The sequence below is a fragment of the Mesorhizobium dulcispinae genome, from assembly GCF_033977345.1.
Taxonomy (GTDB): Bacteria; Pseudomonadota; Alphaproteobacteria; order Rhizobiales; family Rhizobiaceae; genus Mesorhizobium; species Mesorhizobium dulcispinae.
In genome coordinates this window covers 1-14,399 of record NZ_JAVIIY010000017.1, presented here as the reverse complement: position 1 = coordinate 14,399, position 14,399 = coordinate 1, and the positions used below count along the sequence as shown (strand labels likewise).

Below are 14,399 nucleotides of genomic sequence, written 5' to 3'. Positions count from 1 at the left end.
ACCGGACCTTATGTGCGCATCTTTTCGCCACTCGGGTCGAAGGGCGGCTCGATATTGATGCGGGCCGGGCGGCGGTGGCCGAGAATCTCGATCTCGAACAGGCCGGCGCTTTCGTCCTCGGCCAATGCTGCCGGCACATAGCCCTGCGCCATCGACTTCTGCACGTAATGCGCGTAGCCGCCGGATGTGACCCAGCCGACGACGCGCCATTCGCCGTCGACAATGCCGCGCACGGCCGAAGCGCCTTCGGCGGCCTTGGAGCCGCGCACTTCCTTGCCGGTCTCATCGAAGCGCGGCGCACCGTAGCCATGCGGCTTTTCGACCGTGCCGTAGTCCTTGCTGACCTTGGCCCAGATGGGTTCGTCGCCCATCACGTCGGCGTCGGCGGCATCGACGATGAAGGAAACGCGGCGCAGCTTCGGGCCTTGCGCCTGCTCCTTGGCAGCGGCCTCGCGGCCGATGAAATCGTTCTTCTCCAGCTTGATGAAGCGGTCCATCGAGCCCTCGAACGGCCCGTAGATCGGCCGCAGCTCGCGGAACCAGGTCGGGAAGTTCTTTTCGAGACGCATCGACAGCAGCGCGCGCATGCCGAAATCGACGATGCCGAATTCCTCGCCGGCTTCCTTGATCGCCTTGTAGACCAGGCGCTGGTAGGCAGGTGCCATCCAGATCTCATAGCCCAAGTCGCCGGTATAGGTGATGCGGTTGACCATGCAGGGCGCGCCGCCGACCGCCATCTCGCGGAAATCCATGAAGCGGAAGGCCTTGGTCGAGACATCGACATCGACCAGCTTCTGCAACAGGTCGCGGGATTTCGGTCCTGCGATCGAGAGCCCGACCAGCGTCTGGTCGAAGCGATGGATGCGCACCGAACCATCCTTCGGCAGGTGCTTCTCGAACCAGCGCATGTGATATTTCTGCGCGGCCGATGAGCCCCAGATCATGAAGCGGTCCTCGCCGGTCTTGGCGATGGTGAAGTCGCCGATCAGCTTGCCGAACTCGTTGACCATCGGGGTCAGCACGATGCGGCCGGTCTTCGGCATGCGGTTGGTCATCAGCCGGTTGAGGAAATCCTCGGCCGCTGGACCCGACACCTCGTATTTGGCGAAATTGGCGATCTCGGTGACGCCGACCTTGTCGCGCGTCGCGCGCACTTCCTCGCCGATCGGGCCGAAATCGTTGGAGCGGTGGAAGGAGACGATGTCCTTCGGCTCGGTGCCCTTCGGCGCGAACCAGAGCGGGGTTTCGAGACCCCACGAGTCGCCCATGACCGCGTTGTTGGCGAGCATGGTGTCGTAGAGCGGTGTCGTCTGCGCCGGCCGGGCGGCAGGCAGTTCCTCGTTCGGGAAACGGATCGAGAAGCGGCGCGAATAGTTCTCGCGCACCTTGGCGTTGGTGTAGCGCAGCGTCGCCCATTCGCCGAAGCGCGCGACATCCATACCCCAGACGTCGAAGCCCGGATCGCCGTGGACCATCCAGTTCGACAGCGCGAGTCCGACGCCGCCGCCCTGGCTGAAGCCGGCCATGACGGCGCAGGCGCACCAGAAATTGGTCAGGCCCTGCACCGGGCCGACCAGCGGGTTGCCGTCGAGCGCGAAGGTGAAGGGGCCGTTGATGATCTGCTTGATGCCGGCCTTCTCGATGCCCGGGAAATGCTTGAAGCCGATCTCCAGCGACGGCGCGATGCGGTCGATGTCTGGTTGCAGCAATTCATGGCCGAAATCCCAGGGCGTGTTGACCGGCGACCACGGCTTGCAGGCCTTCTCATAGGTGCCGAGCAGGATGCCGTTGCGCTCCTGGCGGGTGTAGATTTCGCCCTTGAAGTCGAGCACGCCGATCATCTCGCGGCCGGTCGACTTGTTGAATTCCTCGACCTCCGGCATCGGCTCGGTGAGCAGGTACATGTGCTCCATCGCCAGAACCGGCAGCTCGACGCCGACCATGCGGCCGATCTCGCGCGCCCACAGGCCGCCGCAGTTGACGACATGCTCGGCCTTGACCGTGCCATGTTCGGTGACGACGTTCCAGGTGCCGTCGGCTTCCTGCGTCAGCTCGACGACGCGGTTGCGCAGCACGATCTCGGCGCCGAGCTTTCGCGCCGCCTTAGCGTAGGCATGCGTGGTGCCGGACGGGTCGAGATGGCCTTCGACCGGATCCCACATCGCACCGACGAAATTCTTCTCGTCCATCAGCGGGAACATCGCCTTCGCTTCCGAAGGCGTGATCAGCTCGGTGTCCATGCCGAGATAGCGGCCCTTGGCGTGGGCAAGCCGCAGAAAGTCCATGCGCTCGGGCGTATCCGCCATCATCACGCCGCCGGTCAGATGCAGCGAGCAGGACTGGCCGGAAAGCTCCTCGATCTCCTTGTAGAGCTGGACGGTATAAGCCTGCAGCTTGGCGACATTCGGATCGCCGTTGAGCGTATGGAAGCCGCCCGCCGCGTGCCAGGACGAGCCGGAGGTCAATTCCGAACGCTCGATCAGCATGATGTCGGTCCAGCCGGCCTTGGCGAGGTGGTAGAGCACCGAGCAGCCAACGACGCCGCCGCCGATAACAACCGCTTTTACGTGGGATTTCATGAAGATAGGTCCGTTCTTGTAGAGATTGAATCGAGTGAGCGGGGTCCCCCCTCCGGAGGGAGAGGAAGGGCGCCAGCTGGAATCGCCTCGCGCCTTTCCTCTCCCCCGTCGATCGGGGGAGAGGTGTCGAGCGCAGCTCGACGGAGTGGGTGTCGACTGCTCATCAGCAACCAGAAAATCAGAAGTCGGTCGGCGCGCCGCCTTCGGCGCGGCGCTTGTCGACGAAGTCGTTGAGTTCCTCGCGGATGCCCGGGTCCATATAGGGCTCCTCGTAGGCGGCAAGGCGCTCCTTCCAGACCTTGTTGGTCCGCTCCAGCGCCGTCGGCGAGCCGGCTTCGGTCCAGGTCTCGAAATTGCGCCAGTCTGAGACGATCGGCGAATAGAAGGCGGTCTTGTAGCGTTCCTGCGTGTGCTGGGTGCCGAAGAAATGGCCGCCCGGGCCGACCGACTGGATGGCGTCGAAGCCGAGCGCATTTTCGGACATGTCGAGCGGGGTGAGGAACTCGGCCACCATCTGCAGAAGGTCGATGTCGAGAATGGTCTTTTCGTAGGAGCAGCGCAGGCCGCCTTCCAGCCAGCCGGCGCCATGCATCATCAGATTGCCGCCACCCTGGATCGCACCCCACAGCGAAAAGACGCTTTCATAGGCGGCCTGCGCGTCGACCGTGTTGGCCGCGCAGGTGTTGGAGGTGCGATACGGGATGTTGTAACGGCGGGCGAGCTGGCCGCCGACGAGCTGCGCCTTCATATATTCTGGCGTGCCGAAGGCCGGCGCGCCGGACTTCATGTCGACGTTCGAGGTGAAGCCGCCATAGCCGACCGGCGCGCCCTTCTTCACCATCTGCGCGAAGGCGATGCCGGAAAGCGCCTCGGCATTCTGCTGCACCAACGCACCGGCGATGGTGACGGGCGCCATGGCACCCGACAGCGTGAACGGCGTCACGATCACCACCTGGCCCATGCTTGCCATCTGGATGATGCCTTCCATCATCGGCACGTCGAGCTTGAGCGGCGAATTGGTGTTGATGATGGTGAAGACAGACGGCTCCTGCATCAGCTGCTCGCGGCTGATGCCGCGGGCGATGCGGGCGATCTCGATGCCGTCGACATTGCGCTCCTTGCCGAGCGAATAGATGTGGAAGACCTTGTCGGTCAGCATGGCGAGATCGCGGATGCATTCGAGATGCCGGACCGAGGGATGGATGTCGATCGGCTCGACCGGATAGCCGCCGGTGCACTGCAGGATGTTATGCATCTGCGCCAGGCGCAGGAAGTTGCGGTAGTCGGCCTGGTTGCCGGGGCGTCGGCCGCGATCGAGGTCGGAGCAATTGGGCGCCGAAGCCATCATCGACAGGATGACGTTGTTGCCGCCGAAGCGGAGATTGTGCGCCGGATTGCGGGCATGCAGCGTGAATTCGGGCGGGCAATGCGCAATGAGCTCGAGGATCATGTCGCTGTCGAAGCGCACGCGTTCGCTGCCTTCGCTAACGTCGGCGCCATGCGCCTTCATGATGCGGCGGGCTTCCTCATGTAGCACGTCGACGCCGATTTCCTTCAGCACCCGCAGCGAGGCGAGGTGGATCGATTCCAGCTCGTCGTCGGATACCAGCTTGGTCGGCGTCAGCGGGTTCTTCAGCTGCCGGAAGGCCGGCTGCTCGAAGGCCGCCGATCCGCCGGCGCGCTTTCCTGCACGGCCGCCGCGGCGGGCGCGATCTGTTGCCAATGCCGGTTCGGCGGGATGAAGGGCGGCGGTCATGAGAAGCCTCATAGGATGCGAAAGTGGCCGGCATAATGGACCGCCGGCAATGCTGCCGGTGAGGAGGCGGCGACTACTAGGGCGAGGGAAGCGACATGACGGAACGGCAGGCTGGATCGCCGAATTGCCGCTGCTGAGGCGTCCGTGCGCCGTTCCGGTCGACAATGCGCACAGACGATTGAAGCGCAGCGCTCCTGACAGGTCCTGACTGGAGCATGCGCTTTCGCCGCCGGTGGGCCTTACGGCCATCGGCCATAACGGCTAAGGCTCCGGGCGATTGGAGCAGGAATGATGGCTCTGGCGAAATCGGAGACCGGCGAACGGGTGCAGTGGGCGGCGATCACCGGCGTGATCGCGACCGTGTCGGTGTTCGCCATCGCGCAAGGGCTCTCTTATCCGCTGCTCAGCTTCATCCTGCAGCGCCAGGGCGTCTCGCCTGCGGTGATCGGCCTGTCGGCGGCGATGACGCCGATCGGTTTCATCCTGTCCTCGCCGCTGATCCCGGGGTTGGCGCGCCGGTTCGGAGCAGGGCGCACCGCGCTCACCTGCGCGGTGCTGTCGGCGCTGGTGCTGGCGCTGATCGGCTGGACGCAAGACGTCTATTTGTGGTTTCCGCTGCGCTTCCTGATCGGCGCGGTGACCAATCCGCTTTATGTGCTCAGCGAAATCTGGGTGATCGCGCTGGCGCCGCCGTCGAGGCGCGGCCGCGTCATGGGCATCTATTCGACCATCATCTCGGCCGGTTTCGCAGCCGGGCCGCTTTGCCTGCTTGCGGTCGGCACCGAAGGCTGGCCGCCATTCCTGGTCGGCATCTTTGCCTTCCTCTTCTGCGGCGGCTGCCTGGCTGTCGTGGTGAAGCGCCTGCCCAAGGTCGACGAGGCCGGCGAGAATGTTTCGGTGCTGGGCTTCATGCCGCTCGCCTGGCTGCTCCTGTCGTCGGTCGTCGTCGCCGCCGGTTTCGAGCAGTCGGTGCTGGCGCTGCTTCCCGTCTATGGAACGCATTACGCCATTCCCGAGGCGCGTATGTCGGCGCTGCTGTCGATGATGATTGCCGGCAATATCGCCATGCAGGTACCGCTCGGCCTGCTCGCCGAAAGGCTGACGGCGCGCCTGGTGCGCTTCGGCTGTGTTTCGGTGACGATCCTCGGATGCTTGCTGTTGCCGGTTCTCATCGAGACGCCGCTGATCTGGCCCTGCGTGTTCGTCTGGGGTGCCGTCTCCTACGGCATCTACACGATGTCGATCATCGAGCTCGGCGAGCGCTTCAGCGGCTCGACGCTGGTCGCCGGCAACGCGGCCTTCTCGCTGATGTGGGGCGTCGGCGGGATCGTGGTGCCACCTCTCACCGGCAGCGTGATGGACGTGATCGGCGCGGCAGGCCTGCCGGCGACGCTCGGCATCATCTGCGCGGCGCTTGCCGTCACGACTGTCTTTCGCCGGCGGATCGTGTAAGGCCGGGAAGCCGTCGAGCCGGCTCTTGAATGTTGGCGTTGCGAACGCGATGTAGGCATGGCCCAGACCCCGGAGACCTGCATGACTAGCACAATGACCAAGACCCAGCCCGAACTCGCCGCCGAGGATCCGTTCCTCTGGCTGGAAGACCGCAACGGCAAGGAAGCGCTCGACTGGGTTCATCGCCAGAATGCGGTGACGGTCGCCGAGTTGCAGGGCGATGCTTCCTACCAGGCTGCCTTCGACACCGCGCTCGACCTGATGACGGCCGAGGACAATATGCCGATTGGGGCAGCACTTGCCGGCCATGTCTATAATTTCTGGCAGGACAAGACCAATGCGCTGGGCCTCTGGCGGCGTGCGCCGGTCGCTTCCTACAAGACTGACAGGCCGGACTGGGAAACGATCATCGATTTCGACCAGCTCTCGGTCAAAGAAGGCGTGAAGTGGGTGTTCGGCGGGGCGAGCCGACTCTATCCGGATTTCGAGCGCTGCCTGCTCTCGATGTCGCCGGACGGCGGCGACGCCAGCGAGATGCGCGAGTTCGACATCGCGACGAAATCCTTCGTCGAGGACGGTTTTCGCGCGCCGGCTTCGAAGTCGGGCTTTTCCTGGCTGGACAAGGACACGGTGATCGTCTCGGCGGCCTTCGAGGAAGAGGACAAGACCCAATCCGGCTATCCGCGCGTGATCAAGCTCTGGCGGCGTGGCACGAAGCTGGAAGACGCAACGCCGATCTTCGAAGGCGAGAAGCATCATCTCGCGGTCGGCGGCGGCGTGGAGTTCGATGGCGACAAGCGGCACGTGCTGCTTGGCAGGACCATCGACTTCTTCACCTCGCACAGCTTCCTGCGCCTGGCCTCGGGCGAGAACCGACGCATCCCGCTGCCGGACGACGCGACTGATACCGCGATTTTCAAGGGGCAGCTCGTCTTCGGTGTGCGCAGCCCCTGGCAGGCGCCCGACGGCACGCGCTGCCTGCCCGACGGTCTCTATTCGGTGGATTTCGACCGTTGGATTGAAACGGGCATGTTCGAGCCGATCGAGACGCTGCTCAAACCGGAGCATCGCGTTTCCATTGCGGGTCTGGCGAGGACGCAGGACCGGCTGTTCATCAACCTGATGGACAATGTGCGCGGCAAGGTCGTCGCCTGCGATCGCACGGCCAATGGCTGGTCGCTGAAGCCGGTCGGCCTGCCCGACAACGGCAATGTCGGCATCAGCCATGCCGAGCATTTCGGCGCAACAGTCTCCTTCTCGTTCACCGATTTCCTGACGCCGAGCTCGATCATCTGGTCGGACGACGATGGCGAGACGCTAGCGACAGTGAAATCACAGCCGGCCCGCTTCAACGCCTCGCCCTATGTTTCGGAGCAGTTCGAAGCGCGCTCGAAGGACTGCACGATGATCCCATATTTCGTCGTGCGCCCGCGCGATCAGAAAGGGCCGGTGCCGGCGCTGCTCTATGGCTATGGGGGCTTCGAAGTGCCGCTCTTGCCCGGCTATGCCGGCATTCGCGGCAGGCTCTGGCTGGAGAAGGGCAACGCTTACGTGCAGGCGAACATCCGCGGCGGCGGCGAGTTCGGCCCGGCGTGGCACCAGGCCGCGCTCAAGGGAAAACGCCAGAAGGCCTTCGACGATTTCGCGGCCGTGGCCGAGGATGTCGTCAGGCGCGGCATCACCACGGCTGCCCAGCTTGGCATCCAGGGCGGCTCGAATGGCGGCCTGCTCACCGGCGTGTCGTTGACACAGCGCCCGGAGCTGTTCGGCGCCGTCATCATCGACGTGCCGCTGCTCGACATGCTGCGCTACACCGAACTGCCGCCCGGCGCTTCCTGGATCGCCGAATATGGCGATCCCTCGAAGCCTGAGGAGGCGGCATGGCTCGGCGCCTATTCGCCCTATCAGCATGTCGCGGCGGAGGTTGCCTATCCGCCAGTGCTGTTGATGACCTCGACCGCCGACGACCGCGTCCATCCCGGACATGCGCGCAAGATGGCGGCACGGCTGCAGGAAGCCGGTCACGGCAAGGCACTGTTCTTCGAGGAGACGGAGGGCGGACATGGCGGGCGGGGCGACCGCCGGCCGCAGGCCGCGCAGACGGCGATGCGTTACATGTTTCTGCAGCGCGCGCTTGGTAACGCCGCTTGACCGGGACGGCTTGAATTTTGGACCTCAGGCAGCATAAGCTGCCGTCATGGTTCGCATCAGCACATCTGGCGCCTTCGGGGTCGCGGTGACGCCGTCACCGCGCACGCTGCGTGCCGAGCTTTTGCGGCTGTGCGCCCGCATCGGCTATTCGCCGCCCAGTTTCCTCTGACGAATCCGCCCCGGCCGCTGCCGGATTGATTCAAGAGGAAAGATCAAATCCATGACCTATCAGAACTATTCGCTGAAGCAGCTTCAGCAGATCGATGCCGCGCATCACCTTCATCCCTTCACCGACCACAAGGAACTGCGTGAGATCGGCTCGCGCATCATCACGCGCGCCGACGGCCCGTTCATCTACGATTCGGAAGGATCGGAGATCCTCGACGGCATGGCCGGCCTGTGGTGCGTCAATGTCGGCTATGGCCGCGACGAGCTGGCGGATGCCGCTTATGCCCAGATGAAGGAACTGCCTTACTACAACTCCTTCTTCAAATGCTCGACGCCGACACCGGTGCTGCTGTCGAAGAAGCTGGCCGAATTGGCGCCCAAGCATGTCAGCCAGGTCTTCTATGGTTCGTCCGGCTCGGAAGCCAACGACACGGCGTTGCGGCTCGTCCGCCACTACTGGGCGCTCGAAGGCAAGCCCGAGAAGAACCGCGTCATCTCGCGCAAGATGGGCTATCACGGCTCGACGATCGCCGGCACCTCGCTCGGCGGCATGGAGCCGATGCACAAGCAACTCGGCGGCGCCGTGCCCAACATCGTCCATGTGATGATGCCCTACGCGTACGAGCTCGCGCTGCCCGGCGAGAGCGACCATGATTTCGGCATCCGCGCGGCCAAGGCGGTCGAGGATGCGATCCTGGAAGCCGGCGCCGACAAGGTCGCCGCCTTCATCGGCGAGCCGGTGATGGGCGCCGGCGGCGTAAAGATCCCGCCGATGAGCTATTGGCCGGAGGTGCAGCGCATCTGCCGGAAATATGATGTGCTGCTGATGCTGGACGAGGTCATCACCGGCTATGGCCGCACCGGCGAATGGTTCGCGGCGCAAACCTTCGACGTGGTGCCCGACACCATCACCACCGCCAAGGCGCTGACCTCCGGCTATCAGCCGCTGTCGGCGCTGCTGGTCGGCGACCGCATCAGCAAGACGCTGGTCGAGAAAGGCGGCGAGTTCTATCACGGCTACACTTATTCGGGTCATCCGGTGGCCTGTGCGGTGGCATTGAAGAACCTCGAGATCATCGAACGGGAGGGCCTGGTCGATCGCGTCAGGACCGACACCGGTCCCTATTTCGCGCAGGCGCTGCAGGAGCGCATCGCCGGCCACAGGCTGGTCGGCGAGGTGCGCTCGATCGGCCTGATGGGGGCGATCGAGATCGTCAAGGACAAGGCGACGAAGGAACGCTACCTGCCGTCGGGCAGTGCCGCCGTAGTCGTGCGCGACCACGCGATCTCGCAAGGCATGATGCTGCGCGCCACCGGCGACACGATGATCCTGTCGCCGCCGCTGATCTGGACGCGCGACACCATCGACATGGCCTGCGAACGCATCGCCAAGGCGCTCGACCTCGCCGAGGCGGATCTGCGGAAGCGGTAGGAAACGCGCTCGGGCGCCCTTCGCGGGAGGGGCGCCCGGCTATTCGAAATATTCGGAGTGCAGCGAAGCCATTCCGAAACGCAAAAACCGCGTCCCAACGGGAACGCGGCTTTGCCAGATACGCATGGCGTTTCGCTACGAGAGACTTGCGAAACTTACGGGCTCCGGTACGCGAGACCTGATCCGGAGCGCCGGGCGGTTGCGATGTCCGCCTCGCAGTCCGTTTTAAAGGCACATCGTTACCGGTGGGTTATCGAGACCTTAAGCAAATCTAAATTTGCCGGCTTTCTGTCGAAAAAGTCCGCTAATAACCCTTTGAAAGCAGGCGTTTAGTTTTTATCGCCGCGCAGGAATCTAATGATGCCGGAAAAATCGACGCCGGCGTTCCCCTGCGCGTTGAACAGCGCGTAGAGCTGCGTCGCCTCCGCGCCCAGAGGCGTGACCGCGCCGGCACTTTGCGCGGCTTCCTGCGACAGCTTCAGGTCCTTCAGCATCAGCGCCGCGGCAAAACCCGGCTTATAGTCGCGGTTGGCGGGCGATGCCGGAACAGGGCCTGGCACCGGGCAGTAGGCGGTGAGCGACCAGCACTGGCCGGAGGAGGTGGAGGCGACGTCGAACAGCGCCTGATGCGACAGGCCGAGCTTTTCGGCCAGCACGAAGGCTTCGGAGACGCCGATCATCGAGATGCCGAGGATCATGTTGTTGCAGATCTTGGCGGCCTGGCCGGCGCCGTCGCCGCCGCAATGGACGATGCGGCCGGCCATCGGCTCCAGGATCGGCTCGGCGGCGGCAAAGGCCGCGTCCGAGCCGCCGGCCATGAAAGTCAGCGTGCCGGCGGTGGCGCCGCCGGTGCCGCCGGAGACCGGAGCGTCGATCGACGGCAGGCCGTGCCTTGCGGCAATGGCGTGCGCCTTGCGCGCCGATTCGACGTCGATGGTCGAGGAATCGATGAGCAGCGCGCCTTTCTTGGCCTTGGGCGCGATGTCCTCGTATACCGACAGGACGTGCTTGCCGGCGGGAAGCATGGTGATGACCACTTCGGCGTCCTTCACCGCGGCGACGGCATTGGCCATGACGGTGACGCCATGCTCTGTCGCAACAGTCAGGTTCTCGGGAATGAGATCAAAACCCAGCACCGTATGCCCCGCCTTGACCAGATTGGCGGCCATCGGGTTGCCCATATTGCCGAGGCCGATAAAGGCGATGGTGGTCATCGTCGTTCTCCAGAATCTTTGCTTCAGCGGCCGATCAGAGCACGCGCGATGATGACACGCATGATCTCGTTGGTGCCTTCGAGGATCTGGTGGACGCGCAGGTCCCGCACCAGCTTCTCGATGCCGTAGTCGTGCAGATAGCCGTAGCCGCCATGCAGCTGCAGCGCCTCATTGGCGACGTCGAAGCCGATATCGGTGACGAAGCGCTTGGCCATGGCAGACCATTTGCCGGCATCCGGCGCCTTGCGGTCGAGCTTCGAGGCAGCGGCGTAAAGGAAGATGCGAGCCGCCTGCAGCTCCGTTTCCATGTCGGCCAGCCTGAACTGCAACGCCTGGAACTGGTTGATCTTCGATCCGAAAGCCTTGCGCTCGGCCGTATAGGCCAGCGCCTTGTCGAGCGCCGACTGCGCGCCGCCCAGCGAGCAGGCGGCGATATTCAACCGGCCGCCGTCGAGCCCGGCCATGGCGATGCCGAAGCCGGCGCCTTCGCTGGCGAGCAGGTTCTCGGCCGGAACCTTGCAATCCTCGAAGATAACCTGGCGGGTCGACTGCATGTGCCAACCCATCTTGTGTTCGTTGGCGCCGAAGGAAAGGCCGGGCGCGTCCTTCGGCACGACGAGGGCCGAAATGCCTTTCGGCCCATCGCCGCCGGTGCGCGCCATCACGACGTAGAGATCGCTGTCGCCGGCGCCCGAGATGAACTGCTTGGCGCCGTTCAAGACATAGTCGCCGCCGCTCTTCACCGCCCGCGTCTTCAGCGCCGCGGCATCGGAACCTGAGCCGGGCTCGGTCAGGCAATAGCTCGCCAGCCATTCCATCGAGGTCAGCTTCGGCAGGAAGCGCTGGCGCTGCTCATCGCTGCCGAAGCGATCGATCATCGAGGCCGCCATGTTGTGGATGGAGATGAAGGACGAAAAGGCCGGATCCGCGTGGGCGAGCGCCTCGAAGATCAGCACCGCATCGAGGCGGCCGAGCGCCGAGCCGCCGACATCGTCCTTGACATAGATGCCGCCGAGTCCGAGCGGCCCTGTTTCGCGGATCACATCGGCGGGGAAGTGCTTTGCCCGGTCCCAGTCGAGCGCGTTTGGCGCGACGCGGTCGGCCGCAAAGGCCTGAGCCATCTCCTGGATGGCGCGCTGCTCCTCGGTGAGTTCGAATTGGCCAGTGCCCGCATCGACTGCCGCGTCCATGGCGTGCTCCCTGTCGTTTCAGGCCTTGTGGCCTGTCGTTTTTGGCTTTGCGCGCCGTTCAATCTAGACCAATGATGCCGCCGCGCAACCCGGCCTCCTGCGGACCGGCTGTGCATGGTTTGATCAACGGAGCCTTTGCGTGCCGACAATTTTCGATGCGTTGCTGGACCGGTTCCACTTCTATCTCGCCGGCGTCGACAGCGATCTGGTCGCGGACTCGGTCGCGCGCATCGATTGGCACATGCCTTTTCGCCCGCTTGAACCACGCGCTCTCGACTGCCTTCGCCATCTCGATCGCATCGCGGAACTTGCGCCGCAGGGCGCCAGGCCGCTGGCGCGATTCGTGGCCGAGCATCGGAATGAGCTGCGCTGGGGGCAGACCTATACAGCCGCCGATTTCGGCCAGGCCTTCATCGACAATTATGGCTGGCTGGAGGTGTTCGGCACGCGCGGCCATTTCGCCAATGACGAGGTCGCGGCCGGCCTGCTGGTGCTTGGGCCCGGCATCGTCTATCCCGACCATCACCATATCGCCGAAGAGATCTACATCCCGCTGACCGGCGGTACCGAATGGCGCATGGGCGAGGGCGGCTTTCACCTTCGCGCGGCCGGCGAGATCATTCACCACGAATCCAACGTCAGCCACGCCATGCGTACGGGCAAGGAACCGTTGATGGCGCTCTATATCTGGCGTGATGGGCCGCTGGCACAGAAGTCGGTCATCGGCGGCACTGAGGGCAGGAACTGATGGCCAAGGCGATCATGCTGCAGGGCACCGGCTCGGATGTCGGCAAGACCGTGCTGGTGGCGGGCCTTTGCCGCGCGGCGAAAAAACGCGGGCTGAAGGTCAGGCCGTTTAAGCCGCAGAACATGTCGAACAACGCCGCCGTCGCCGATATCCCCGGCGACAACAGGGCCGGCGGCGGCGAGATCGGCCGCGGGCAATGGCTGCAGGCGCTGGCCTGTGGGGTAAGGCCGACCGTGCACATGAACCCGGTGCTGCTCAAGCCGCAGAGCGATATCGGCTCGCAGGTGGTGGTGCAGGGCAAGGTGTTCGGCGAGGCGCGGGCGCGCGACTATCAGGCGATGAAAGCCAGGCTGATGGACGCGGTGCTGGACTCCTGGGCGAAGGTCGGGGAGGGGGCAGACCTCGTCATCGTCGAGGGCGCCGGCTCGCCGGCCGAGATCAATCTCCGCAGCCGCGACATCGCCAATATGGGCTTTGCGACGCGCGCCAATGTGCCGGTGATCCTGGTCGGCGACATCGACCGCGGCGGCGTCATCGCCTCGGTCGCCGGCACGCATCTGATCCTGCCGGAGGAAGACCGGCGCATGGTCGCCGGCTATCTCATCAACAAGTTCCGCGGCGATGTCTCGCTGTTCGACGACGGCATAAAGGCGATCGGGAAGTTCACCGGCTGGCCGTGCTTCGGCGTGGTGCCCTGGCTGAAGGCTGCCGCGCGGCTGCCTTCGGAGGATTCGGTGGTGCTGGAGCGCCTCGCCTCAGGCGATGAGCGGGCGCTGAAGGTGGCGGTGCCGATGCTGGCCCGCATCGCCAATTTCGACGATCTCGACCCGCTCAAGGCCGAGCCACAGGTCGAGGTGGTGTTCGTGCCGCCGGGCAAGAAGCTGCCGGAGGATGCCGGGCTGGTGGTCATCCCCGGCTCGAAATCCACGATCGGCGATCTCCTGAAAATCCGCGACAATGGCTGGGATCGCGACCTCATCGCTCACCGCAAGCGCGGCGGCCATGTCGTCGGCATCTGCGGCGGCTACCAGATGCTCGGCCGCATGGTGCGCGATCCCGATGGCATCGAGGGCAGCGTCACCGAGACCGAAGGCCTTGGCCTGCTCGATATCGAAACGGTGATGGAGCCGGAAAAAACGGTGCGCAATTCAAGCGCCCGTTCGGTGCAGTTCGGCCTGCCGCTCGAAGGCTACGAGATCCACCTCGGCCGCACCACGGGGCCTGATACGGCAAGGCCGTCGACCATCATCAACGGCGTCGAGGACGGTGCGGTTTCCGCCGACGGCAAGGTGATCGGCACCTATCTGCACGGGCTGTTCTCCGCCGACGCTTTCCGCACCGCGTATTTGGAGAGCCTGGGCGTCAGCGGCGGCGGCATCGACTACCGCGCCGAGGTCGAGAAGGCGCTGGACGAGGTCGCGGCCGAGCTGGAGAGCCATCTCGACTGTGACGCGATTTTTGCGTTGGCGCGATAGTTGCTCGATACGGAAGTTGTCGGATCAGCTTTGCTGGTCTGATGGAGGCGACTACTTCGACGATTAGAGTCTTTCACGTTTTGACGGAAGCGTATCCGGCGTTTGCGAAGTAGTTCATGCATTCGGCTGCCTCGATGGTTTCGACGAGGTGGCCGATGTGGCGCCAGGTGTCCTCGACGGTGCGTTTCTGCGCCTGGCGCATCCAGTGTTTGATCTTGGCGAAGGCCTGCTCGA

At 64.4% G+C, this 14,399-nt stretch carries 10 protein-coding genes and 1 pseudogene; 6 read left to right on the top strand and 5 right to left on the bottom strand.

The genetic code is table 11. The annotated features are described in order from the left end of the window. Nucleotides 1-8 precede the first annotated feature (8 nt). Nucleotides 9-2,579 (bottom strand): GcvT family protein, encoded by a 2,571-nt coding sequence (locus RFN30_RS26880; RefSeq protein WP_320265083.1) that lies wholly within the window; start codon nucleotides 2,577-2,579, stop codon nucleotides 9-11. A 178-nt stretch (nucleotides 2,580-2,757) separates the two neighbouring features. Then, nucleotides 2,758-4,335: a trimethylamine methyltransferase family protein gene (locus RFN30_RS26875; RefSeq protein ID WP_320265082.1), complete on the bottom strand. Its 1,578-nt coding sequence runs from the start codon at nucleotides 4,333-4,335 to the stop codon at nucleotides 2,758-2,760. Between the two features lie 291 nt (nucleotides 4,336-4,626). Between RFN30_RS26875 and RFN30_RS26870 the strand changes: the two genes are divergently transcribed. The 4 genes from RFN30_RS26870 (at nucleotide 4,627) to RFN30_RS26855 (ending at nucleotide 9,538) form a co-directional block, all read left to right on the top strand. Beyond that, nucleotides 4,627-5,787: an MFS transporter gene (locus RFN30_RS26870; RefSeq protein ID WP_320265081.1), complete on the top strand. Its 1,161-nt coding sequence runs from the start codon at nucleotides 4,627-4,629 to the stop codon at nucleotides 5,785-5,787. An 81-nt stretch (nucleotides 5,788-5,868) separates the two neighbouring features. Then, nucleotides 5,869-7,938, top strand: a complete 2,070-nt coding sequence (locus RFN30_RS26865) for a prolyl oligopeptidase family serine peptidase (protein WP_320265080.1) — start codon at nucleotides 5,869-5,871, stop codon at nucleotides 7,936-7,938. A 46-nt stretch (nucleotides 7,939-7,984) separates the two neighbouring features. Then, a complete protein-coding gene (locus RFN30_RS26860) occupies nucleotides 7,985-8,107 on the top strand; it encodes a capsid protein (RefSeq protein ID WP_320265079.1) in 123 nt (40 codons plus the stop codon). A gap of 51 nt (nucleotides 8,108-8,158) precedes the next feature. Then, nucleotides 8,159-9,538, top strand: coding sequence for an aspartate aminotransferase family protein (locus RFN30_RS26855; protein WP_320265078.1), 1,380 nt, complete (start codon nucleotides 8,159-8,161; stop codon nucleotides 9,536-9,538). A gap of 329 nt (nucleotides 9,539-9,867) precedes the next feature. Here RFN30_RS26855 and mmsB read toward each other — a convergent pair whose 3' ends face one another. Together mmsB and RFN30_RS26845 are read right to left on the bottom strand one after the other, a co-directional pair. Next, complete coding sequence (gene mmsB / locus RFN30_RS26850) at nucleotides 9,868-10,752, bottom strand: 3-hydroxyisobutyrate dehydrogenase (protein ID WP_320265077.1); 885 nt, start codon at nucleotides 10,750-10,752, stop codon at nucleotides 9,868-9,870. 23 nt (nucleotides 10,753-10,775) lie between these two features. Beyond that, entirely contained in the window at nucleotides 10,776-11,942 is a 1,167-nt protein-coding gene (locus RFN30_RS26845; protein ID WP_320265076.1) for an isobutyryl-CoA dehydrogenase, read from the bottom strand. Nucleotides 11,943-12,081: 139 nt separating this feature from the next. Here RFN30_RS26845 and RFN30_RS26840 point away from each other — a divergent pair, with 139 nt between their 5' ends. Both RFN30_RS26840 and RFN30_RS26835 read left to right on the top strand, forming a co-directional pair. Then, complete coding sequence (locus tag RFN30_RS26840) at nucleotides 12,082-12,690, top strand: dimethylsulfonioproprionate lyase family protein (protein ID WP_320265075.1); 609 nt, start codon at nucleotides 12,082-12,084, stop codon at nucleotides 12,688-12,690. Next, complete coding sequence (locus RFN30_RS26835) at nucleotides 12,690-14,165, top strand: cobyric acid synthase (protein WP_320265074.1); 1,476 nt, start codon at nucleotides 12,690-12,692, stop codon at nucleotides 14,163-14,165. Before RFN30_RS26840 ends, RFN30_RS26835 begins: the two co-directional genes overlap by 1 nt. Nucleotides 14,166-14,238: 73 nt before the next feature. On the opposite strand, the pseudogene RFN30_RS26830 reads toward RFN30_RS26835, so the two are convergent. Beyond that, nucleotides 14,239-14,399 (bottom strand): annotated as a pseudogene (locus tag RFN30_RS26830) (IS630 family transposase); the annotation flags it as partial.